At 43.0% G+C, this 20,279-nt stretch carries 22 protein-coding genes and 2 riboswitches; of the genes, 15 read left to right on the top strand and 7 right to left on the bottom strand.

What is annotated here, in order from left to right; translation table 11 throughout:
- Positions 1 to 25 precede the first annotated feature (25 nt).
- From HNQ34_RS04980 to HNQ34_RS04970, 3 genes are all read left to right on the top strand, one after another.
- The gene (locus HNQ34_RS04980) at positions 26 to 1,291 is read left to right on the top strand and encodes an ABC transporter substrate-binding protein (RefSeq protein ID WP_183252151.1); all 1,266 of its coding nucleotides are present in this window, start codon (positions 26 to 28) and stop codon (positions 1,289 to 1,291) included.
- Between the two features lie 133 nt (positions 1,292 to 1,424).
- Positions 1,425 to 2,312 carry a carbohydrate ABC transporter permease gene (locus tag HNQ34_RS04975; protein ID WP_409978351.1) on the top strand — a complete coding sequence of 296 codons (888 nt, stop codon included), beginning with the start codon at positions 1,425 to 1,427 and terminating at the stop codon, positions 2,310 to 2,312.
- Between the two features lie 14 nt (positions 2,313 to 2,326).
- Positions 2,327 to 3,154 (top strand): carbohydrate ABC transporter permease, encoded by an 828-nt coding sequence (locus tag HNQ34_RS04970; RefSeq protein WP_183252149.1) that lies wholly within the window; start codon positions 2,327 to 2,329, stop codon positions 3,152 to 3,154.
- On the opposite strand, the gene HNQ34_RS04965 is transcribed toward HNQ34_RS04970, so the two are convergent.
- Together HNQ34_RS04965 and HNQ34_RS04960 are read right to left on the bottom strand one after the other, a co-directional pair.
- Positions 3,155 to 3,301 carry a hypothetical protein gene (locus tag HNQ34_RS04965; RefSeq protein WP_183252147.1) on the bottom strand — a complete coding sequence of 49 codons (147 nt, stop codon included), beginning with the start codon at positions 3,299 to 3,301 and terminating at the stop codon, positions 3,155 to 3,157. It lies immediately after the preceding gene.
- Positions 3,302 to 3,346: 45 nt separating this feature from the next.
- Positions 3,347 to 3,691 carry a DUF3905 domain-containing protein gene (locus tag HNQ34_RS04960; protein ID WP_183252145.1) on the bottom strand — a complete coding sequence of 115 codons (345 nt, stop codon included), beginning with the start codon at positions 3,689 to 3,691 and terminating at the stop codon, positions 3,347 to 3,349.
- A 94-nt stretch (positions 3,692 to 3,785) separates the two neighbouring features.
- Between HNQ34_RS04960 and HNQ34_RS04955 the strand changes: the two genes are divergently transcribed.
- Together HNQ34_RS04955 and HNQ34_RS04950 are read left to right on the top strand one after the other, a co-directional pair.
- A complete protein-coding gene (locus HNQ34_RS04955) occupies positions 3,786 to 3,926 on the top strand; it encodes a hypothetical protein (RefSeq protein ID WP_183252143.1) in 141 nt (46 codons plus the stop codon).
- Positions 3,923 to 4,078: a hypothetical protein gene (locus tag HNQ34_RS04950; protein WP_183252140.1), complete on the top strand. Its 156-nt coding sequence runs from the start codon at positions 3,923 to 3,925 to the stop codon at positions 4,076 to 4,078. Before HNQ34_RS04955 ends, HNQ34_RS04950 begins: the two co-directional genes overlap by 4 nt.
- Before the next feature lie 113 nt (positions 4,079 to 4,191).
- On the opposite strand, the gene HNQ34_RS04945 is transcribed toward HNQ34_RS04950, so the two are convergent.
- Positions 4,192 to 5,961: a B12-binding domain-containing radical SAM protein gene (locus tag HNQ34_RS04945; RefSeq protein ID WP_183252138.1), complete on the bottom strand. Its 1,770-nt coding sequence runs from the start codon at positions 5,959 to 5,961 to the stop codon at positions 4,192 to 4,194.
- 328 nt (positions 5,962 to 6,289) lie between these two features.
- On the opposite strand from HNQ34_RS04945, the gene HNQ34_RS04940 reads away from it, so the two are divergent.
- On the top strand, positions 6,290 to 8,518 hold the full coding sequence (locus HNQ34_RS04940; RefSeq protein ID WP_281375907.1) for a PAS domain-containing sensor histidine kinase: 2,229 nt from the start codon (positions 6,290 to 6,292) through the stop codon (positions 8,516 to 8,518).
- A complete protein-coding gene (locus HNQ34_RS04935; protein WP_183252242.1) occupies positions 8,502 to 8,999 on the top strand; it encodes a methylated-DNA--[protein]-cysteine S-methyltransferase in 498 nt (165 codons plus the stop codon). The genes HNQ34_RS04940 and HNQ34_RS04935 overlap by 17 nt, the downstream gene beginning before the upstream one ends.
- 31 nt (positions 9,000 to 9,030) lie before the next feature.
- On the opposite strand, the gene HNQ34_RS04930 is transcribed toward HNQ34_RS04935, so the two are convergent.
- From HNQ34_RS04930 to HNQ34_RS04915, 4 genes are all read right to left on the bottom strand, one after another.
- Positions 9,031 to 9,489, bottom strand: coding sequence for a chemotaxis protein CheX (locus HNQ34_RS04930; protein WP_183252134.1), 459 nt, complete (start codon positions 9,487 to 9,489; stop codon positions 9,031 to 9,033).
- Positions 9,490 to 9,624: 135 nt separating this feature from the next.
- Positions 9,625 to 10,674: an S-methyl-5-thioribose-1-phosphate isomerase gene (gene mtnA, locus HNQ34_RS04925; RefSeq protein WP_183252132.1), complete on the bottom strand. Its 1,050-nt coding sequence runs from the start codon at positions 10,672 to 10,674 to the stop codon at positions 9,625 to 9,627.
- A 17-nt stretch (positions 10,675 to 10,691) separates the two neighbouring features.
- Positions 10,692 to 11,891: an S-methyl-5-thioribose kinase gene (gene mtnK / locus HNQ34_RS04920; RefSeq protein WP_183252130.1), complete on the bottom strand. Its 1,200-nt coding sequence runs from the start codon at positions 11,889 to 11,891 to the stop codon at positions 10,692 to 10,694.
- Positions 11,892 to 11,964: 73 nt separating this feature from the next.
- A riboswitch (SAM riboswitch) is annotated at positions 11,965 to 12,072 on the bottom strand.
- Between the two features lie 94 nt (positions 12,073 to 12,166).
- Positions 12,167 to 12,970: a carbon-nitrogen family hydrolase gene (locus HNQ34_RS04915; protein WP_183252128.1), complete on the bottom strand. Its 804-nt coding sequence runs from the start codon at positions 12,968 to 12,970 to the stop codon at positions 12,167 to 12,169.
- Between the two features lie 97 nt (positions 12,971 to 13,067).
- Here HNQ34_RS04915 and HNQ34_RS04910 point away from each other — a divergent pair, with 97 nt between their 5' ends.
- The 8 genes from HNQ34_RS04910 (at position 13,068) to HNQ34_RS04875 (ending at position 20,264) form a co-directional block, all read left to right on the top strand.
- Positions 13,068 to 14,261, top strand: coding sequence for a pyridoxal phosphate-dependent aminotransferase (locus tag HNQ34_RS04910; protein ID WP_183252126.1), 1,194 nt, complete (start codon positions 13,068 to 13,070; stop codon positions 14,259 to 14,261).
- 86 nt (positions 14,262 to 14,347) lie between these two features.
- A riboswitch (SAM riboswitch) is annotated at positions 14,348 to 14,455 on the top strand.
- A gap of 61 nt (positions 14,456 to 14,516) precedes the next feature.
- Positions 14,517 to 15,755 (top strand): 2,3-diketo-5-methylthiopentyl-1-phosphate enolase, encoded by a 1,239-nt coding sequence (mtnW, locus tag HNQ34_RS04905; RefSeq protein ID WP_183252124.1) that lies wholly within the window; start codon positions 14,517 to 14,519, stop codon positions 15,753 to 15,755.
- Complete coding sequence (locus tag HNQ34_RS04900; protein ID WP_183252122.1) at positions 15,752 to 16,411, top strand: 2-hydroxy-3-keto-5-methylthiopentenyl-1-phosphate phosphatase; 660 nt, start codon at positions 15,752 to 15,754, stop codon at positions 16,409 to 16,411. Before mtnW ends, HNQ34_RS04900 begins: the two co-directional genes overlap by 4 nt.
- On the top strand, positions 16,408 to 17,037 hold the full coding sequence (locus HNQ34_RS04895) for a methylthioribulose 1-phosphate dehydratase (protein ID WP_183252121.1): 630 nt from the start codon (positions 16,408 to 16,410) through the stop codon (positions 17,035 to 17,037). Before HNQ34_RS04900 ends, HNQ34_RS04895 begins: the two co-directional genes overlap by 4 nt.
- Before the next feature lie 38 nt (positions 17,038 to 17,075).
- Complete coding sequence (locus HNQ34_RS04890; protein ID WP_183252118.1) at positions 17,076 to 17,618, top strand: 1,2-dihydroxy-3-keto-5-methylthiopentene dioxygenase; 543 nt, start codon at positions 17,076 to 17,078, stop codon at positions 17,616 to 17,618.
- Positions 17,619 to 17,723: 105 nt separating this feature from the next.
- Positions 17,724 to 18,164: a MarR family winged helix-turn-helix transcriptional regulator gene (locus tag HNQ34_RS04885; RefSeq protein ID WP_183252116.1), complete on the top strand. Its 441-nt coding sequence runs from the start codon at positions 17,724 to 17,726 to the stop codon at positions 18,162 to 18,164.
- A gap of 274 nt (positions 18,165 to 18,438) precedes the next feature.
- Positions 18,439 to 19,161 carry an ABC transporter ATP-binding protein gene (locus tag HNQ34_RS04880; RefSeq protein ID WP_183252114.1) on the top strand — a complete coding sequence of 241 codons (723 nt, stop codon included), beginning with the start codon at positions 18,439 to 18,441 and terminating at the stop codon, positions 19,159 to 19,161.
- A complete protein-coding gene (locus HNQ34_RS04875; RefSeq protein ID WP_183252111.1) occupies positions 19,158 to 20,264 on the top strand; it encodes an ABC transporter permease in 1,107 nt (368 codons plus the stop codon). The genes HNQ34_RS04880 and HNQ34_RS04875 overlap by 4 nt, the downstream gene beginning before the upstream one ends.
- The last annotated feature ends 15 nt before the right edge of the window (positions 20,265 to 20,279 follow it).

The following is a 20,279-nucleotide window of genomic DNA, read 5'->3' as shown; positions in this document are numbered from 1 at the left end:
ATTCCATTAAAGGGGAGATAGGCAGATGAAAAAATGGTTGGCAATTAGTATGTCGACAATGCTGCTTGGAAGCGCTTTAGCAGGCTGCAGTAGCGGCAATGAAAAAACAGCAGGCAAAGAAACAGGCGGGACAAAAGACGAAAAAGTGGAAGTCACGCTTGCTGGCTGGGGCGGAAACCCGACAGAACAAAAGTTGTTACAGCAAACATTAGACGAATTTCAAAAGAAGTACCCAAACATTAAAGTAAAATATGAAGTCATTTCTGATCAGTATATGGATGTCATTAAAACGCGATTGGTTGGCGGCGAAGGGCCAGATGTTTTTTATCTTGATGCATTTGAAGCCCCGGCATTAATGAAAACAGGAGCATTGGAGTCGCTTGATCAATATGTAACCGATGATTTTGACATCAATGATTTTGAAAAGCCATTGCTTGATGCCTTTAAGGGAGAAGACGGGAAAATTTACGGATTCCCGAAAGACTATTCAACACTCGCTCTTTTCTATAATAAAAAAATGTTCCAAGAAGCAGGGGTAGAAGTACCGAAAACGTGGGATGAATTGCGAGAAGTAGCGAAAAAATTAACGAAAGGCACACAAGTGTACGGTTTCGGAGTGGCGCCAGAATTGGCACGCTTATACTACATTGCGGAATCAAAAGGTGGAAAAGTAGTCACGGACAATAAAGCAAGTTTTGCTGATCCGAAAGTGGTTGAAGCGCTTCAACCGATCGTTGATATGCGTGTGAAAGATAAATCGGCTGCCCAACCGAACGAAGTAGGCGCAAACTGGGGCGGTGAAATGTTCGGCCAAGGAAAAGCAGCGATGGTCATTGAAGGAAACTGGGCAATTCCGTTCTTAAAAGATACGTTCCCGAACTTAGAGTACGGAACAGCAGAAGTTCCAACGATCGATGGCAAGAAAGCAACAATGGCGTATACGGTTGCGTATGTCATGAATAAAAACTCGAAGAAGAAGGAAGCTGCTTGGAAATTGCTTTCGTTCTTAACTGGTAAAGAAGGAATGAAAATTTGGACGAGCAAAGGATTGGCGTTACCGACACGTAAATCGGTAGCAGCTGAATTAGGATTTGACAAAGATCCGTTGCGTGCTCCGATCGTCGCTGGCGCTTCCTATGCGACTGTATGGCAAAACGGAACGAATTTGCCAATTATTACGAATAACTTCAACAACCAATTTGTCAGCGCCTTTTTAGGACAGCGCCCATTAGCAGATGCGTTAAAAGAAGCACAAGAAACAGCGAACAAAGAAATTGAAGGGAATAAATAATGGCAGTGCTGATAGAAGGGTTCTCCTTCTATCAGCCATTTTTCGCATTGAGCGGTTCCCTCCTTTCTAGTAGACGGAACGCTAGCAAGAGGGGAACAGCTTAATGGAATCTCTTATGAGGAGAGGAATGATTATGAGAAAAAAAGCATGGCGCGAAGCAGGAACCGGGTATTTCTTGTTGTCTCCGACGTTATTTGTACTGCTTTTGTTTATTATTGGACCAATTTTATTTGCGATTTTTTTGGCGTTTCATAAAGTGCAGTTGCTTGGAACGACTACATTTGAATTTGTTGGGTTCGATAACTTTAAGCGAATTGCAGGAGATTTACGAGCGAAAATCGCTTTATGGAATACGGTGAAATATGTCGTCATCGTCGTTCCGTGCCAAACGATGCTGGCGCTTGTATTAGCGGCGACGCTAAATGCGGGATTGAAAGGACAAACATTTTTCCGTATCGTCTATTTTTTGCCAACGCTTACGTCTTCGGCTGTATTAACGTTAATTTTTATGTGGATGTATAACCAAAATGGGCTGATTAACCATTTGTTGCAGGCAGTTGGGCTGCCGACGTATAACTGGCTTGGCGATCCGAAAGTAGCTCTGAACGCGATTATGGTAATGAATATTTGGTCGACTGCGCCGTTTTTTATGGTCATTTATTTAGCGGCGCTGCAAGATATTCCTGATTCGCTTTATGAAGCAGCCGAATTGGATGGGGCAAACGCCATCCAAAAATTTTGGTATGTTACCGTTCCGTATTTGCGCCCGGTTACATCGTTCGTCGTCATTATGGGATTGATCGGAACGTTCCAACTATTTGACCAGTCCTACATTTTTTCCGCTGGCTCTGGAGGTCCGAACAATTCAACGTTAACCGTCGTATTGCTCATTTATCAGTATGCGTTTAAAACGTTAGGAACGATGGGATATGCAGCTGCATTAGCTTTCGCATTAGCGATTATCATTTTAATCGCAACATTATTGCAACGGAAATTTTCTAAAGAAGAGTCTCTTTATTAAGGAGATGAAGATTGATGAAGAAAAAATTAGGCATTGGTAAGGCGTTTTTGTACGCCATTCTCGTTCTTTATGCAATCGTGACGATGATTCCATTTTTATGGGCGTTATCTTCTTCGTTTAAAACGCTTGAAGAAATTGTAAGCGGGACGATTTCGTTTATTCCAAAGCATTTTACGCTCGATAACTATAAACAAATTTTCGTGGAACAACAACTGTTTCCACGCTGGTTGTTCAATAGTGTCATTATCGCAGTAACGGTGACGCTGCTTAATTTATTGTTTAATTCGATGGCTGGTTATGCGCTTGCCCGTTTGCAGTTTCCAGGAAAAAAACCACTATTTATCATCATTTTAGCTGTGCTCATGATTCCAGCACAAGTGACGATGATTCCGAACTATTTGATTTTAAAACAGCTCGGCTGGCTTAACTCATATCAAGGAATGATTGTGCCGACAATGATTAATGCGACATTTATTTTTATGATGCGCCAATTTTTTATTAATTTTCCAAAAGAATTGGAAGAAGCAGCGGCATTGGACGGGTTAAGCCGCATCGGCACGTTCTTCCGCATTGTATTACCGCTTGCTCGTCCAGCATTAGCAGCACAAGCTATTTTTGTTTTCATGGGCTCATGGAACGATTTTATGCGTCCGCTTATCATTCTTTCCGATCCAGAGTTATTTACATTGCCGCTTGGCTTAAACAGTTTTAAAGGACAGTATATTAGCTACTGGAACTATATTATGGCGGCGTCGATCGTATTTACGTTGCCGGTGCTTGTCATTTATATCTTTTTCAACCGCTACTTCATTAAAGGAATTTCGTTTACAGGGGGAAAATAGTCAAAATCCCCCTGTTTGTTTGATTTGTTCCAATTCGCGATACTCCCCGATAAATAAGATGATATAGCCGATGACAATGACCCCGATCCCGAACACTTTAATCGTTTGAATCCATTCGTTATTCATTGCCGCACCCCATGTCTTCACAACTTTTGCTTCCATTCAATATATGATCATACAGGCTAATTTGTGCTAATCTTGTCCATAGCTTACATCTTTATCAGGGTGCATAAACGGCGCAGCTTGCGGCCGTTTTTTTGCTTCTAACAGCTCCCGGTTTTCAGCTGTATTCCAGCCGATGTCGTTCGTTGGATGCACCCATTCATCGCCAGCCATCACGCTCGGGTCAGTTTCATCGCTCCATTGGTTTAGCGGCGAATTAGCGGAGTTGTATTTGCTGTCACCGATCACCACACCATATTTGTTCACAAATGGCGGCTGCATTTTAATACCTGTTCCTTTAAAAGAAGGAGCATGAATTTGATGCGGCTGTGTTTCCTCGAAAATCGGCGATTCGATTTTGTTTTCTTTGTCCATGTTCATCACCTCAACGATAGTTTGAGCGAAAAGATGATGAATAAAACGCACATTTTTTACGAAAAGTAAGAAAAACAAAACAAGGGGGATTTGCGTGAAAAACGATGCTTTTCCTATAGCCAACCTTGAGGAGCAATCTCTAAAAAAATTGCAGCAATTTGAAAAAACGTTGCGTGAAGAAACAGGAGAAGAAATTGTTTTAATCGCTTATCATCGCAAGGAGGAGTCGAAATGAAACGAAAAGTCAAATACAATGCGGCGGTGAACAACAATAAAACGCCAACCGAAAGTTTGCCAGAATCCGAAGTCATTGCTCAGTACGCCAGTGATGAAGAAATGATTCGCGGGGCGAACCGCAATTCGAAAAAAGGGCGGCAAGGCGAATGAAGTGAATGAAGCAGAAGCAGAAACGAAACGATCGTGAAGAATTCTCGTTTGAAACAGGGGATTTTAACGTTCATTAATTGCTCTCCTTCATAAAAGAAAAAGTAGGGGGCTCCCTACTTTTCCAATACATCCGCAAATAAAGACAACTCTGCCGAGAAAATGGCGGTTTGGAGCCGAACAGGATCAAAATAGGCAATCATGACTGTTGGCACATGGCGGACTTCCTTTGTTTTCATATAATGTCCAATGTCGATCGGAACGATTTCCATTACTGTATGCTTAAATAACGTTTTTTCATCGAGTTCGAGTGTAGCAAATTCGTTTCCTAACAATGACGGGTTTTCTAAAATGTGACGATACAGCATTGCCCGCTGTTCTTTATCCGCTTTTTCTTCCCACCATGGCTTGCGTGGTTTATGTTTTTGATTGTGCAAATAGTCGTATTTCATCAACGCTTCTACGACTGGCAACTCGGTCAATTGTTTCGCCTGTAAAAATTCATACAGCCGGCGGAATAAATCTTCCAGCTGATGGCCGATGCGGCTCCATCCTTGCTCGTCCCAATACGTTCCGAACGTTTGAAAAAAATCAAACGGTGTCGGAAAGACGTGCGTCACTAAATAGTCGATCGTTTCGTCCATGCGATGGTCATTCCAATATTTCTCTAATACGTCTTCAACTTGTTTAATACGTATAATGTCATCAAACGAAAGCACGTTATTTTTTAACACTTCATACGGAGCGTGGTCCATAAACACATAGCCGTATTCTGGAGCACGGAGACGGAGACCTGTGCCGCGCAACATTTTCAAAAAGCCAAGCTGCAATTCTTCAGGACGAAGCGCAAACACATCGTTGAACGTTTTCCGGAATGAAGTGTAATCTTCTTCCGGCAAACCGGCAATTAAATCAAGGTGTTGCGCAATTTTTCCTCCTTGTTTCACGAGCGTGACCGTGCGGGTTAGTTTAGCAAAATTTTGTTTGCGCATGACAAGCCGGTTCACTTCATCGTTCGTCGATTGAACGCCGATTTCAAAGCGGAACAGTCCCGGCGGCGCTTCTTTATTTAAAAACTCGATAACTTCCGGACGCATAATATCGGCGGTAATTTCAAATTGAAACACCGTTCCAGGGACGTGCTCATCAATTAAAAATTGAAACATCTCCATCGCATAGCTGCGGCTAATGTTAAATGTGCGGTCGACAAATTTAATCGTTCTCGCCCCGTGCTCCATTAAATAGCGGATGTCTTCTTTCACTTTTTCCCTGTCGAAATAGCGAACGCCGACTTCAATGGATGACAAACAAAATTGACAGCTAAACGGGCATCCCCGGCTCGTTTCGATATACGTAATCCGCTTCGGTAAATGCGGAATGTCTTCTGGGAAACGAAACGGCGACGGCATTTCCGCGAGGTTGATTTTGTTTCGCTGCGGATTCACGACGATTTCGCCGTCCTCGCGAAACGCAAGACCGTGTACAGAGCGGAAATCGCGCTGACCGTGCATTTGCATTAAAAACTGTTTAAACGTTTCTTCTCCTTCGCCGATGACGATGAAGTCAAATTCTGGAACCGTTTCGAGCCATTCGCGCACATCGTAAGAAACTTCCGGACCGCCAACAACGATTGTAATGTGCGGATCGATTTTTTTGAGCATTTTGATGACTTTGATCGTTTCTTCGATGTTCCAAATGTAGCAGCTAAAACCGATAATATCCGGCTTTTTTCGATAAAGGTCGGTCACGATATTCATAGCCGGATCTTTAATCGTATATTCAGCAATTTCAATATCAAATTCGGGCTGAGCATACGCCTTTAAGTAGCGAATCGCTAAGTTTGTATGAATATATTTTGCGTTTAAAGTCGCACAAATTACGTTCATTCGCAAAAACTCCTTTATACGAGCATGTAAGTTCAGATTGAAAAGCTGACAACGGCAGAAAAGCTAGGAATAGAGCGATGTCAACTGATTTTTATTGGTTAATCAACACGCCTGATCATAAATGTTAGAACATGCATTTGCATTATTATAGAAAACAACATTTTAATATATCATAGTTTTCCAAAAGATAAAAGGAAAAAACGATGGGTAATGGTAAACATTTTTGTTTTCGGAAAATTTTTAAAAGATGTAGAAGGAGTATGTTTTTTTATAGCGAATATATATTGATTAATGATATGGGGTTGTTGGAGAAGGAGAGGTGTTAATGTTGAGCAATAGCCTTTCTCATCGAGAAGAACAAGACTTGATTATCAATGTCAAGTCATTAGAAGAAGAAAATAGACGTCTGAAAGAACAGTTAAGCGGATATTCGATTATTTTTGAGCGGTCTTTAGATGCAATTATCATTTTTAATAAAAATGGTGAATTTGTCGAAGTGAACGAAGCCGCTTGCCATCTTTTTGAAATGGAAAAGGAAGAGCTTATTGGAAAGCGTTTTAATTTATTTCTTGACTTAGTTCCTCCTGACATTTTAGTGTTCCAGCAATCGATGTTACATAAGTTTGGTTCATTTAGTGATGAGCTGCTACTTAAGTTAAGGGACGGAAAGATCAAACATATCGAATTTTCAATGAAAAAAGATGCGTTCAACCAATTTGATTTGGCGATTATGCGGGATATTTCTGCACGGAAGGCGCTGGAACGGGAGAGGATTATTAACGAATTTTTATTTAAAGATGTATTTAACCGTGCAGTGGACAGCATTGTCATTTTTGACGAATTTGGACGGTTTATCGACGTAAACCCTGCTTTTTGCATGAGCTTAAATTTAGAAAAAGAGAAGTTGCTAAACTTATCATTTCAACAATTTGTTGCGAGACAATACAAAGATGATTTTGTGCAGCTGCTTGTCGAATTGAAAGAAAAGGGAACAGCCAAAGGAGAACTGTCGTTCATCCGTTTTGACGGTACGGTCAAAATGTTCGAGTTAACAATGACATCCAACGTATATAGCGGCTTTTATATGGCGATTATGCGGGATGTTACAGAAAAGAAAAATATGGAGATTAAGCTGCAAAAAAGCGAAGAGCGGTTTCGGGCAATTTTCGAACAAGCGCATGAGGCGATTCTCATTTGGAACGATTATGGCCATATTGTCAATGCGAATCCCGCTGCAAGCCGAACGTTTGAATTGCCGCTGAATTTGCTTGTGCGAAGAAATTTGCTTGATTTTGTGGATAATCATGATGGAAGAGTACGCCGTGTGTTAGAACAATTTCGAAAAACGGGGGAAATTCGCGATGAACTGATTTTTCATATGCCAAACGGCGAAGACAAACAACTTGAATTTACGATGAAACAAGGGGTCATTGACGGCTATCATTTAGCTATTTTTCGCAATGTGACTGAGAGAAGAAAGATGGAAAAAGAGCTACAGGAAAGCGAGCAAAAGTTTCGCAGCATTTTCGACCATTCAATGAATGGAATTCTTTTATGGGGAGAAGGATATCGAATTTTGGATGTCAATCCGATCGCTTGTGAAATTTTTCAAGCAACGAAACAGCAATTGCTTGCTGAACCTTTTGTTAAATGGATTCCTGAAAAAGAACAAAAAGTATTTTATAAATTAATTAGGAAATGCGAACAATCTGGGGAAGCGTATGCGGAAATGACGATTTTAACGAAAGAAGGAGAGCAGAGGATCATTGAAATTTCCATGAAAAAAGAGATTATTCCTAGCGTCGGCATGATGATGCTTCGCGATATTACGGAAAAGAAAGAGCTTGAATGGCAGCTTCGTAAATCCGATACGCTTAACGTGGTTGGAGAACTGGCGGCAGGCATTGCTCATGAAATTCGCAATCCGATGACGGCGTTAAAAGGATTTATTCAATTGTTGCAAGGAAGCATTAAAGAAGATTATTCAATGTATTTTAACGTCATTATGTCAGAGCTAAAGAGAATTGAGTCGATTATTACGGAGTTTCTTGTTCTGGCCAAGCCGCAAGCAATTCAATATCAGCAAAACGACGTGTGTAAAATTATGAAAGATACGATCGATCTCATCGGTGCGCAAGCGATGATGCATAACGTACAAATTATTGCTGATTTCGAAGAAAATCTGCCGTGGATTTATTGCGAACCTAATCAGCTTAAGCAAGTGTTTATTAACATCTTAAAAAATGCGATTGAAGTGATGAAAAAAGGTGGCGACGTGCACGTGCGCATTCAGAAAGCCGATCATCACTATATTCGCATTTCCGTGACGGATCAAGGTTGCGGAATCCCGCAAGATAAAATTAAAAAGCTTGGCGAGCCGTTTTATACAACAAAAGAGCGAGGGACTGGACTTGGGTTGATGGTCAGTTATAAAATTATTGAGGAACATCAAGGGAAAATTGACGTGGAAAGTGAAGTGGGCGTCGGGACGACATTTCATATTACATTGCCGATGGAACGGGTGGAGAAAGAGAATGAAGATGCAGCGAGAATATAATATTTATAAGTCGAAAGAGCTAGGGATTATTTACGTTATATCAGACGGCGAAGCGATCGTAAACGTCGAGCTGTTTGAAGACGGATGGGAAAAGATGAACGATCAATACGAAATGGTGAAAAGCGATGCGTTATTGTTGCAGGAGGCACTAAAGCAATTAGATGAATATTTTGGTGGGAAAAGAAAAGTATTTAAATTACCATTAAAATGGAAAGGTACAACTTTTCAAGAAAAAGTATGGCAAGCGCTTTGTGATATTCCATACGGTACGACCGCATGCTATAGCGAAATTGCCGAAAAAATCGGCCATCCGAAAGCGATAAGGGCGGTAGGGCAGGCAAATCGTGCGAATGAATTGGCGATTATTGTTCCATGTCATCGCGTCATTGGCAAAAATCGCTCGCTAACCGGTTATGCGGGAAACCGAACGGACGTGAAAGAGAAGCTATTGTGGCTAGAACAACGCTATATAGACGCATAAAAAAACTAGAAGCGATATCGCTTCTAGTTTTTTATGGCTCCTCATGCACCGTGACAATGACGTTCAACGTTCCTTTTTCTTCAATATTGACAGGCACAAGAATCGCCTTTTGGAATCCTTTCATGCTTGTTTCGCCAACAAGCAATGTCGGAGGGGTAATATCCATCACCACTTGTTGGTTGGACGCGTGTGTCACTAATTGGCCAGCGATCATATTTCCAAGCTCGCACGTAAACGATTCGAGCATATCTCCTTCTAGCATCATTCCATACATCATCTGGCTAATTTGCGCAAACAAAGATGTAGTTCCACCGATGACTAACTGCCCGTGAACTTGTCCAGTCATTCCGATGAGCACAGATAAAGAAGAGCGAATCGAATTGGAAGTATATAATGTCGGTTTTTCGATCTGAATCCCAACTGGAATTACCGTTTTAATTGAATGAATCGTGCTATTTAATAGCTGCGTAAGCGTAGCTGTGATTGTCATCGATTTGTTCCCCCGTTCTAAACAATACGCTAATAGTTTTAACATAATCATATCATAAATCAACTGATAAGCCGATGGGGAAACATTCCTATTTCAATATTATATTTTTTGAAATTAAGAGAGATTCGTGCTTGTTCAAATATTAAACAACGCCGGCAACGCCGTCTCATAGTTGCCGCGAATAATGCCTTTTTCCGTAATGATCGCTGTAATGAGTTCGTGAGGTGTTACGTCAAAAGCAGGATTGTATACATTCACCCCTTCAGGAGCAATGCGCATTCCTGCCAAATGAGTGACTTCTTCTGGATTTCTTTCTTCAATTGGAATGTCCTGCCCCGTTTTCGTTGCCAAATCGATCGTCGAAAGCGGAGCAGCCACGTAAAACGGGATGCCAAATGCTTTAGCGAGCAGCGCAAGGCCGAATGTGCCGATTTTATTAGCCGTATCTCCATTGGCTGCGATTCGGTCGGCACCGACGATGACCGCGGTAATGCGCTTTGTGCGCATCGTTTGTGCAGCCATATTGTCTGTAATAAGCGTCACATCAATCCCTGCTTGCATCAATTCCCAAGTCGTCAATCTTGCTCCTTGCAAAACGGGACGCGTTTCCGAAGCGTACACGTGAAGGTTAATCCCTTTTTCTTTCGCCAAATAAAACGGCGCAAGCGCTGTTCCGTAGCGAGCAGTTGCAATCGATCCCGCATTGCAAATCGTTAAGATGCGGTCGCCGTCTTGAAATAAGGAGAGCGCGTATTCCCCGATTGTGCGGCACGTCTCTTCATCTTCGACTTGAATGCGAGTCGCTTCATGAACGAGCGCCGTTTTCGCTTCATTGACGGAAGAAGTGTGCGCGATGCTTGCAACAAGGCGATCGAGCGCCCAAAATAAATTGACGGCTGTTGGACGCGAACTAGCTAGGTAATCGCGGTCTTTTTGAAGCAGTTTGCGAAACTCGGCAATGGAGTCGGTTTCGTATCGCTGCGCTGCAAGGGCAAGCCCGTATGCAGCAGTAATCCCGATCGCCGGCGCACCGCGAACTTTCAACGTCGCAATCGCATCCCATACGTCAGCAAGTTCTTTTAGTTCTAAATATTCAGTCTGAAAAGGCAGTTTTTGTTGGTTTAAAATCGTGATATGTGTATCGTTCCATTCGACCGAACGCGGAATGGAAAGCAATTCAGCCATAGGATTCTTCCTTTCATTTAATGAATGGTTGTAAATGTTTGTAAGAAAAGCGCGCGAATTTCTTGCACATCGTTAAGCACACGACGCTGTAAAATCAGATTTTTTCCAAGATGGAGAGCGCGTCGCTTCGCATAAATGCGCTTATTTTTGTCTTCAATGCCATCAAGATCAGCAACGTGCGCTAAGCCGATCGTCCGACGAATCACTTCGCATCCAGCAAAGCCGATCGCATCAACAAACGTTTGACGCAACACGTCTTGTAACAATCCCGGTGTTTTGGCGTACGGCTCTACGTTATGGCGATCCCAAAGATCGGAAAAGACGTTTGTAAATACGCCCCATGTTTGTTCTACATGAGCTAATAACGGCTCTTGCTGTGGTTCAGGGCGGGACAACGCATTTAGCAGCAAGTTGGCGAAAAATTGACCGATATCAAATCCAAATGGTCCGTAAAACGCAAATTCCGGGTCGATCACTTTCGTTTCCGTATCGCTTGCAAAGATGCTCCCTGTATGCAAATCCCCATGAATGAGCGCGTCGCCTTCTGTTAAAAATTTTCGTTTCAGTTTTGCTACTTCAAGATGAAGGGTATCGTCATTCCAAAGCGCTTCGACGTCGTTGCGAAGTTCTTGTTCAAAGTTGTTTGTTTCGTAATCGAAAAACGGATCAGTGAAGACGAGATCTTCGGTAATTTTACATAATTCAGGATTGACGAACTGTTGTGAAAGTTGTTTTTTCTGTTGTTGATTCATGCCAAAATCAGACGTATAAAACAACGTTTTTGCAATAAATTCACCGATATGCTTAGAAAGAAGCGGATATGTTTTTCCTTCGATCAGCCCTTTTCGAGCGATTTGCAAATGTGATAAATCTTCCATCACTGTAATCGCTAGCGATTCATCCGAATAGTATACGTTCGGGACGTATTCCGGAACGTAGCTTGCGAATGTGCGCAATGCGTTGCTTTCAATGACGGCGCGTTTTAACGTGAGCGGCCAGCTTTCGCCGACGACTTTTGCGTATGGCAATGCTTGTTTAATAATGACTCCTTTTCCTGTTTGTTGGTCAACGACATGAAACACAAGATTCAAATTGCCATCGCCGATTTCCCGGCATGTTAATGGCGCTCCTTCAGGAAACAGACCTAATCGAACGGTGAGCGAAATCGCTCCATTTTCTGTTAAAGGTTCGTATACCGATTGTTTAGAAATGGCCATAATGATACCTCCTCGTAAAATAAAAAACCTCTTTCGCTTTGCGAAAGAGGTTTGAAGTTCGTTTGCTTCGCACCTCTTATCTCTCAGCGTGTTGCTGCAAGAATTAGCACCGTGCTTAACAGCTGTTAAGTCGGTTGCCGGGCTTCATTGGGCTCGTCCCTCCACCTGCTCTTGATAAGAGTGTTATTATTCAAATGTTTCAAACAGTGAAAAAGTTTGTTCAATTCACTTGATTCGAATCATACATGGCATTCGTTTGTTTTGTCAACACTTTTTTAAAAAATTTTTTTAAGTGAAGTGTAGCGCTCCGGACGGCGATCTTGAAAAATCGGAATTTGTTTTCGCACTTCGTCTACTTTTGCTAGATCGATTTCACCGATGAGCGAGCATGGATCTTCACCAGCCTCAGCAATAATATCCCCCCATGGATCGATAATCATCGAATGGCCGGCAAATGTATTGTTCGGGTCTGTTCCTGCACGGTTGCAGGCGATGACGTAGCATTGGTTTTCGATCGCCCGCGCTTGTAAAAGCGTCCGCCAATGATGAAGGCGAGGAAGCGGCCATTCAGCGACGACAAATAGTAGTTCTGCCCCTTGTGCCGTATGAACGCGAATCCATTCTGGAAAGCGAATGTCATAACAAATCACGCCGGCGCATAGCGTTTGTTCTAACATAAAAAATCCGGACTCTTCACCGGGCTGTAAATAAAGATGTTCGTCCATCAGTTGAAAAAGATGGAGTTTGCTATATTCGCCGATGATATCACCATTTCGATTGGCGATGTACATCGTGTTTGTTATACCTTTTGGCGTTTTTTTCGCGACGGAACCTGCGACGATATTCACGTTGTACATTTGCGCAAGCTCGGAAATGAATGATTTTATGTCTGCGCCGTCTTCATCTGCAATTTCATCGAGGCGGGGTAAATCGTAGCCGGTTGTCCATAATTCAGGAAGAACGATGATGTCTAGCTGCTGCTTATATACATTTTCCAATTCGCTTTGCACACGCCGTTTATTTTCCGCCGGATCGCCAAATGCGATATCCAACTGAAGACAAGCAATTTTTAATGTCATGATCGTTCACCTCGAAAAAAATGTACTTTACAATTTAATCTTTACGATATATGATGTTTGACTAGAATTTCAAGAATTTTTTGAGTAGGTGAAGCAATTGAAATCATTTGCCCAATCGGAGTTATTGAAAAGTCTCCCGAAGCAGTTTTTTGCTTCGCTCGTGGACAAAGTAGGAAAAGTCATCGCCGAAGGACATGATGTCATTAACCTTGGTCAAGGAAATCCAGATCAACCGACGCCGCCGCATATCGTTGCGGCGTTGCAAAAAGCAGCAGCAAATCCGAAATATCATAAGTATTCGCCGTTTCGCGGTTATTCGTTTTTGAAGGAAGCGGTGGCCGCTTTTTATAAGCGGGAATACGGCGTTACAGTCAATCCAGAAAAGGAAGTCGCTATTTTATTTGGCGGAAAAGCGGGACTTGTGGAAATCCCGCAATGCTTATTAAATCCGGGAGATGTCGTTCTTGTACCGGATCCAGGATATCCGGATTATTGGTCCGGTGTGGCGCTTGCGCGAGCTGAAATGGCGATGATGCCGCTTCGGGCTGAAAACGGTTTTTTGCCGGATTACCGCGAATTGAAAGAAGATGTCAGCAAAAAGGCAAAGCTCATGTTTTTAAACTATCCAAACAACCCAACCGGTGCGATCGCAACAAAAACATTTTTTGAAGAAACGGTTTCATTTGCTGAGAAGCACGGCATTTGTGTCATCCACGACTTTGCTTATGGCGCGATCGGCTTTGACGGGCAGAAACCGATCAGCTTTTTGCAAGCAGAAGGGGCGAAAGAAGTCGGCATTGAAATTTATACGTTCTCGAAAACATACAACATGGCGGGATGGCGCATCGGCTTTGCCGTTGGCAATGAAAGCGTGATTGCGGCGATCAACTTGCTGCAAGACCATTTATATGTCAGTTTATTTGGTGCGATTCAAGAGGCGGCGGCCGTGGCGCTTCTTGGATCCCAACAGTGCGTTCATGAGCTTGTGTCGTTATACGAATCGCGGCGCAATACGCTCGTTCATGCACTTCGGGAAATCGGATGGAACGTAACGGCTCCGGCTGGTTCGTTTTTTGCTTGGCTTCCTGTGCCAACTGGATGGACATCCGAGCAGTTTGCCGATGTGTTGTTAGAAAAAGCACATGTTGTGGTTGCGCCGGGCATCGGTTTTGGCGAGCACGGCGAAGGGTATGTGCGCGTCGGCTTGCTCACAAGCGAAGAGCGCTTGCAAGAAGCGGCAGCTCGTATTGCGAAACTCAATATTTTTCAACGTGCAGTAAAAAATGATTGACATGCTGGAACATTCCTGTCATAATTCGAATTAAATTTGTTAAATTTGCAAACATGAAAATTTCGAAAAAATAAATATACGCAACATTCTTATCAAGAGCAGGTGGAGGGACGAGCCCAATGAAGCCCGGCAACCGACTTAACAGTTGTTAAGCACGGTGCTAATTCTTGCAGCAGCACGCTGAGAGATAAGAAGAGTGTGAATGGAACCCCTCTTCTTATGAAGAGGTTTTTTTATGGACTGGAGGAACGAAGGATGAGTCAAGTCATTGCCACATATTTGCTTCATGATGAAAAAGATTTAGCGAAAAAAGCGGAAGGAATTGCACTCGGACTTACGGTCGGCTCATGGACGGATTTGCCGCTTTTAGAACAAGAACAGCTCCGCAAGCATAAAGGTGTTGTCGTAAGCGTCATACCGCTTGAAGAAAGCGAACGCACAAATCTTTATTTCGGTAAACGCTTAAAGCGAGGACTCGTTCAAATCGCCTATCCGAGCTTGAACTTTAGTGCGGATCTTCCAGCGGTTTTAACGACCGTGTTCGGGAAGTTATCATTGGATGGCACGATCAAATTAATCGATCTTGAATTTTCTGATGAATTAAAACAACAGTTTCCGGGGCCGCGCTTCGGAATCGAAGGCATTCGCGAGAAGCTTGACGTACACGATCGCCCGCTTCTCATGAGCATTTTTAAAGGGGTCATCGGTCGCGATTTGTCCTATTTATCAGAGCAGCTAAAAGAGCAGGCGCTTGGTGGTGTTGATCTTGTCAAAGATGACGAAATTTTGTTTGAAAACGAATTGACGCCGTTCGAAAAGCGGATTGTTGCAGGAAAAGCGGCGCTCAACGACGTATATGAAAAAACGGGGAAGAAGACGCTATATGCTGTTAATCTGACAGGAAAAACGTTCGAGTTAAAAGAAAAAGCAAAACGTGCAGTTGAATTAGGCGCCGATATGCTTTTGTTCAACGTGTTCGCTTATGGCTTAGATGTATTGCAAGGATTGCGTGAAGATGACGATATTTCCATTCCGATTATGGCACATCCAGCGTTTAGCGGAGCAATGACGCCTTCAGAGTTTTATGGCGTAGGCAATCCGCTATTGCTCGGCAAATTGCTTCGTATGGCTGGCGCAGATTTTTCGCTTTTCCCGTCTCCATATGGAAGTGTTGCTTTGGCGAAAGAAGAAGCACTAGGTATTGCCGATGAACTGACGAAAGAAGAACCGTTCAAGCGAACGTTCCCTGTTCCGTCGGCGGGGATTCACCCTGGATTGGTGCCATTGCTTATTCATGACTTCGGCATCGATAGCGTCATTAACGCGGGTGGCGGCGTGCATGGACATCCGGATGGCGCAGCAGGCGGCGGAAAAGCGTTCCGTGCCGCAATTGATGCAACATTAGCAAGAAGACCGCTTCAAGTGGCGGTAAAAGAAAACGAACCATTGCAAAAGGCGATTGCTTTATGGGGCGTACATGAGGTGACAGTATGACGAAACCTATTGTTTTTTGTGATTTTGATGGAACGATTACAAATAGCGACAACATTATTGCGGTGATGAAGCGGTTTGCTCCGCCGGAATGGGAAGCGATTAAAGACGACATATTGGCACAGCGCTGTTCCGTGCAGGAAGGAGTCGGGAGATTATTTTCCCTTCTTCCTTCTAGTTTGAAAGAGGAGATCATCCATTTTCTTTTGCAAACGGCTCGCATCCGTGACGGCTTTCGCGAATTTGTCGCGTTTTTGAAAGAGAGGGATATTCCGCTTTACATCGTGAGCGGCGGCATCGACTTTTTCGTCTATCCGCTATTAGACGGGCTAGTGGGAAAAGATCGCATTTTTTGCAATGGCTCGGATTTTAGCGGTGAAACGATTCGCATCACGTGGCCGCACTCGTGCGATGAGCATTGCCAAAACGGCTGCGGTTGCTGCAAGCCGTCGTTGTTGCGAAAATTAGCGCCGCAAGATGCGACGAAAATCGTTATTGGTGATTCGATTACGGATTTAGCGGTGGCGCGGCTTGCCGATCACGTCATTGCGCGCGACTTTTTGCTTGAAAAATGCCAAGAGCTTCGTCTTCCTCATACACCGTTTACGACGTTTTACGATGTGGTGGCGTTTTTTGAGAGAATTGGGGTGAAAGCATGAGCATTCAACGAAAAAAATGGGCGGAACTAGCTGATGTGAAGAAGGAATTGGCCGCCCGCGACTGGTTTTTTGCAACAAGCGGCAATTTATCGATCAAAGTAACAGATGATCCGCTTACGTTTTTTGTGACGGCGAGCGGAAAAGATAAACGAAAGCAAACGGATGAAGATTTTCTTCTCGTGGATGCGCTCGGTCAACCGGCTGAAGCGACGCATTTGAAACCGTCAGCAGAAACGCTATTACACGTCGAAATTTATAAAAAAACAAAGGCGGGTTGCGCCCTTCACGTTCATACGATTGACAATAACGTCATTTCCGAACTGTACGGAGATGACGGGGAGGTTGTGTTTACCGGCCAGGAAATTATAAAAGCGTTCGGTCTTTGGGAAGAAGATGCCGTGTTTCGTATTCCGATTATTCGAAATCATGCGCATATTCCAACGCTTGCCGCGGAGTTTTCTAAACACGCACACGAGGATGCAGGGGCGGTGCTCATTCGCAACCACGGCATTACGGTATGGGGGAGGAATGCGTTTGAAGCAAAAAAGTTTTTAGAGGCGTGTGAATTTTTATTTAGCTACCATGTAAAGCTATTGCAGCTAAAGGGAGCTAAAACATTGGCATAGGTTTGTTTAAAAAATAAAAACTGAAGGAGTGGAAGGAAATGGCGGTTATTAAAGTAAGAAAAACCGGGGAAGTTATTCAAGGGCATGAGCATGTATCTAATTTTTTACAAAAGCAAGGTGTTCTTTATGAACATTGGGATATCCATAAATTGCCGGAGCATTTGAAAAACAAATTTGTCCTTAATGACCAAGAAAAAGAAGAGATTTTGGCTGCTTTTAAAGAAGAGATTGAAGATTTAGCGGCAAGAAGAGGATATAAAACGTGGGATGTCGTCGCTCTTTCGGATGCGACGCCGAATTTAGAAGAATTGCTGAAAAAGTTTGAGCAAGTGCATATCCATACAGAAGATGAAGTCCGTGCCATCGTAGCCGGTCATGGCATTTTTATCATTAAAGGAGATGAGCAAACAGGCTATTTTAATGTGGAGTTAGAAGCGGGAGATGTTATTTCCGTACCGGAAGGCAATCCGCATTTCTTCACGTTGATGGAAGACCGTCAAGTCGTCGCAGTTCGCTTGTTCATTGACCCGTCGGGATGGGTGGCGCATCCGTATGAGGAAAAAGAAGAAGTGGTGAAATAAGCAAGTTTCTGTGCTTTTTGTTTTAGGTTGAATCACTTCATTGACAAAGATAGGATTTTCCGCTACAATGGCTTCGAATTCGAAGAATAAAGGATTTGATGACAGGTGGCGGGAAGAGAAGAAATTTCGCAATCATTAAAGCTATTTATCGTATTATCAAGGGCGTACCGTGCAGTAAGCGATCAAGTGAATAAATCGATTCATTCATTTGGCGTGAATCCGACTGAATTTGCTGTGCTGGAATTGCTTTACCATAAAGGCGATCAGCCGTTGCAACAAATCGGCGAAAAAATTTTGCTTGCGAGCGGCAGCATTACGTACGTCATTGATAAACTTGAAAAAAAAGGATTAATTGTTCGGAAAGCGTGTGAAAAAGATCGCCGTGTCACGTATGCTTCGATTACCGAAAAAGGAAAAACATTCATTGAGAATGTATTTCCGCAACATGAGCAAACGATTCATGAAACTCTTGCCGGATTGACAGCGGAGGAAAAAGAACAAGCGATTTCGCTATTGAAAAAGTTAGGATATGGAGCAAAAAAATAAAAGCGGCTGGTTAACAGCCGCTTTATTTTTTCGCTCCATGACAGTTTTTGTTTTTCTCCTGTTTTTGCGTTGCTTTTTTTACTTGAGGATAGAAGAAAATACTGCTTGCTAATAGCGCGACGCCAAGCAACGTGGTGCAACGAAAGAGCCGATGTTGCTTTTTTCAAACGCAAACAAACTAATAACAATAATGAGTGAGTACTCACTTGAAATATTAAAATCATATATTATAATAAATGTGAGTAATCACTCATATAAAAAAGGAGGCTATATAATGAGCTTCACCATTGTTGCTGAACAAGTAAGCAAATCGTTTGGAAAGAAGGAAGTATTAAGCAACATCGATTTGGCGGTCAAAAAAGGAGAAATATACGGCTTAATCGGTCCTTCCGGTTCGGGGAAAACAACGCTTGTGAGAATTCTCGTCGGAATGGATAGCGACTTTGCAGGAAAAGTTAACGTATTAGACGTTGCGATGCCAAGCATGGATGTCTTATCTAAAATCGGCTACATGGCCCAATCGGATGCGTTATACCCAGAATTAACAGGGGAAGAAAATTTGCAGTTTTTTGCTTCTCTCTATAAGCTAAAAAAGGAAGAGCGACAACAGCGCATTGCTTATGCGGCAGAATTAGTACAGCTTACACCTCATCTTTCAAAAAAAGTGATGGCGTATTCAGGAGGCATGAAGCGTAGGCTGTCGCTGGCAATTGCGCTTATTCACAACCCGCAAATACTCGTGTTAGATGAACCAACCGTTGGTATCGATCCGGAATTGCGGTTATCGATTTGGAACGAATTATCCGAATTGAAAAAGCAAGGAAAAACGCTTGTCGTTACGACACATGTGATGGATGAAGCGGAAAAATGCGACCGGTTAGCGATGGTAAGAGAAGGAAAAATTATTACAAGCGGATCACCATTGGAGTTGAAACAGCAATACGAAGCAAAAGATTTAGAAGGCGTATTCGTGAAGGCGGGAGGGAAACGCGTATGAGAACGATCGCGGTTGTGAAACGAATTTTTCAACAAATGTTGCGCGACAAGCGGACGCTTGGCTTAATGTTTGTCGCACCGTTATTTATTTTAACGCTGTTTCACTTTTTATTTACGGACAACACAACTGAAAATCCGAAATTAGGGGTGGCTCATGTCGATGCGGCTATTGTCAAACAATTAAAAAAGAAAGAGATTGATGTGATCGAATATGAGCGGGCGGGCGATGTCAAAAAAACGATTGTCGACGATCAGTTAGACGGATTTATGCAAATGAAAGGAGACGACATTCGCCTAACGTTTGAAAATTCCGATCCATCGAAAGCAAAAGCGCTGCAAATCAAAATTCAACAAACGATCGCAGCCGAGGCAGCAGAAAAACAAGCAGCCATGATGAAAAAAGTTTTGCACGGAATTCAACAACAGCTGCACGCGCCGGTGAAAATGGAACAGATGCAGCCGCCGACCGTTCATACCTCGTACGTATACGGCGATAAAGATACTTCGTTTTTTGATACATTAAGTCCAATATTAGTGGGGTATTTCGTCTTTTTCTTCGTCTTTCTCATCGCGGGAATTGCGCTACTGCGCGAACGGACGACAGGTACGCTCGACCGCTTAATGGCGACGCCGATCCGCCGCAGCGAAATCGTTTTTGGCTATTTGTTAGGATATGGAACATTTGCGGTGATCCAGACGCTCATCGTTGTCTTTTTTGCCGTGAAAGTATTGGACATTACGCTTGAAGGTTCTTTATGGCATGTCATTTTGATCAATTTATTGCTGGCGCTCGTTGCATTATCGTTAGGGATTTTATTATCGGCGTTTGCCAATTCGGAGTTTCAAATGATGCAATTTATTCCGATCGTCATTATCCCGCAAATCTTTTTTGCTGGAATTCTTCCGGTCGAGGAAATGGCCAGTTGGTTGCAGGCGGTTGCGAAAGTGATGCCGATGTATTACGGCGGCGATGCGTTAAAAAGCGTGATGTATAAAGGAATGGGGCTCGGCGACATTCGCACCGATTTGCTTGCCTTATTCGGATTTGCTATTATTTTTGTCACGTTAAACGTATTTGCCTTGAAAAAATATCGAAAACTTTAACTGCAAGGGGTTGTT

This window comes from Anoxybacteroides tepidamans (genome assembly GCF_014201465.1).
In the GTDB taxonomy this organism is placed as follows: Bacteria; Bacillota; Bacilli; order Bacillales; family Anoxybacillaceae; genus Anoxybacteroides; species Anoxybacteroides tepidamans.
Note: the sequence above shows the minus strand (reverse complement) of the source record. Positions and strands in the feature narration are given on the sequence as shown.

Excerpts from the sequence above, each read along its gene's own strand:
- HNQ34_RS04980 (WP_183252151.1), top strand. The coding sequence starts at position 26 with ATGAAAAAATGGTTGGCAATTAGTATGTCGACAATGCTGCTTGGAAGC.
- HNQ34_RS04975 (WP_409978351.1), top strand. The coding sequence starts at position 1,425 with ATGAGAAAAAAAGCATGGCGCGAAGCAGGAACCGGGTATTTCTTGTTG.
- HNQ34_RS04970 (WP_183252149.1), top strand. The coding sequence starts at position 2,327 with ATGAAGAAAAAATTAGGCATTGGTAAGGCGTTTTTGTACGCCATTCTC.
- HNQ34_RS04960 (WP_183252145.1), bottom strand. The coding sequence starts at position 3,691 with ATGGACAAAGAAAACAAAATCGAATCGCCGATTTTCGAGGAAACACAG.
- HNQ34_RS04950 (WP_183252140.1), top strand. The coding sequence starts at position 3,923 with ATGAAACGAAAAGTCAAATACAATGCGGCGGTGAACAACAATAAAACG.
- HNQ34_RS04945 (WP_183252138.1), bottom strand. The coding sequence starts at position 5,961 with ATGAACGTAATTTGTGCGACTTTAAACGCAAAATATATTCATACAAAC.
- HNQ34_RS04935 (WP_183252242.1), top strand. The coding sequence starts at position 8,502 with ATGCAGCGAGAATATAATATTTATAAGTCGAAAGAGCTAGGGATTATT.
- HNQ34_RS04930 (WP_183252134.1), bottom strand. The coding sequence starts at position 9,489 with ATGACAATCACAGCTACGCTTACGCAGCTATTAAATAGCACGATTCAT.
- mtnA (WP_183252132.1), bottom strand. The coding sequence starts at position 10,674 with ATGGCTGAATTGCTTTCCATTCCGCGTTCGGTCGAATGGAACGATACA.
- mtnK (WP_183252130.1), bottom strand. The coding sequence starts at position 11,891 with ATGGCCATTTCTAAACAATCGGTATACGAACCTTTAACAGAAAATGGA.
- HNQ34_RS04915 (WP_183252128.1), bottom strand. The coding sequence starts at position 12,970 with ATGACATTAAAAATTGCTTGTCTTCAGTTGGATATCGCATTTGGCGAT.
- mtnW (WP_183252124.1), top strand. The coding sequence starts at position 14,517 with ATGAGTCAAGTCATTGCCACATATTTGCTTCATGATGAAAAAGATTTA.
- HNQ34_RS04900 (WP_183252122.1), top strand. The coding sequence starts at position 15,752 with ATGACGAAACCTATTGTTTTTTGTGATTTTGATGGAACGATTACAAAT.
- HNQ34_RS04895 (WP_183252121.1), top strand. The coding sequence starts at position 16,408 with ATGAGCATTCAACGAAAAAAATGGGCGGAACTAGCTGATGTGAAGAAG.
- HNQ34_RS04890 (WP_183252118.1), top strand. The coding sequence starts at position 17,076 with ATGGCGGTTATTAAAGTAAGAAAAACCGGGGAAGTTATTCAAGGGCAT.
- HNQ34_RS04880 (WP_183252114.1), top strand. The coding sequence starts at position 18,439 with ATGAGCTTCACCATTGTTGCTGAACAAGTAAGCAAATCGTTTGGAAAG.
- HNQ34_RS04875 (WP_183252111.1), top strand. The coding sequence starts at position 19,158 with ATGAGAACGATCGCGGTTGTGAAACGAATTTTTCAACAAATGTTGCGC.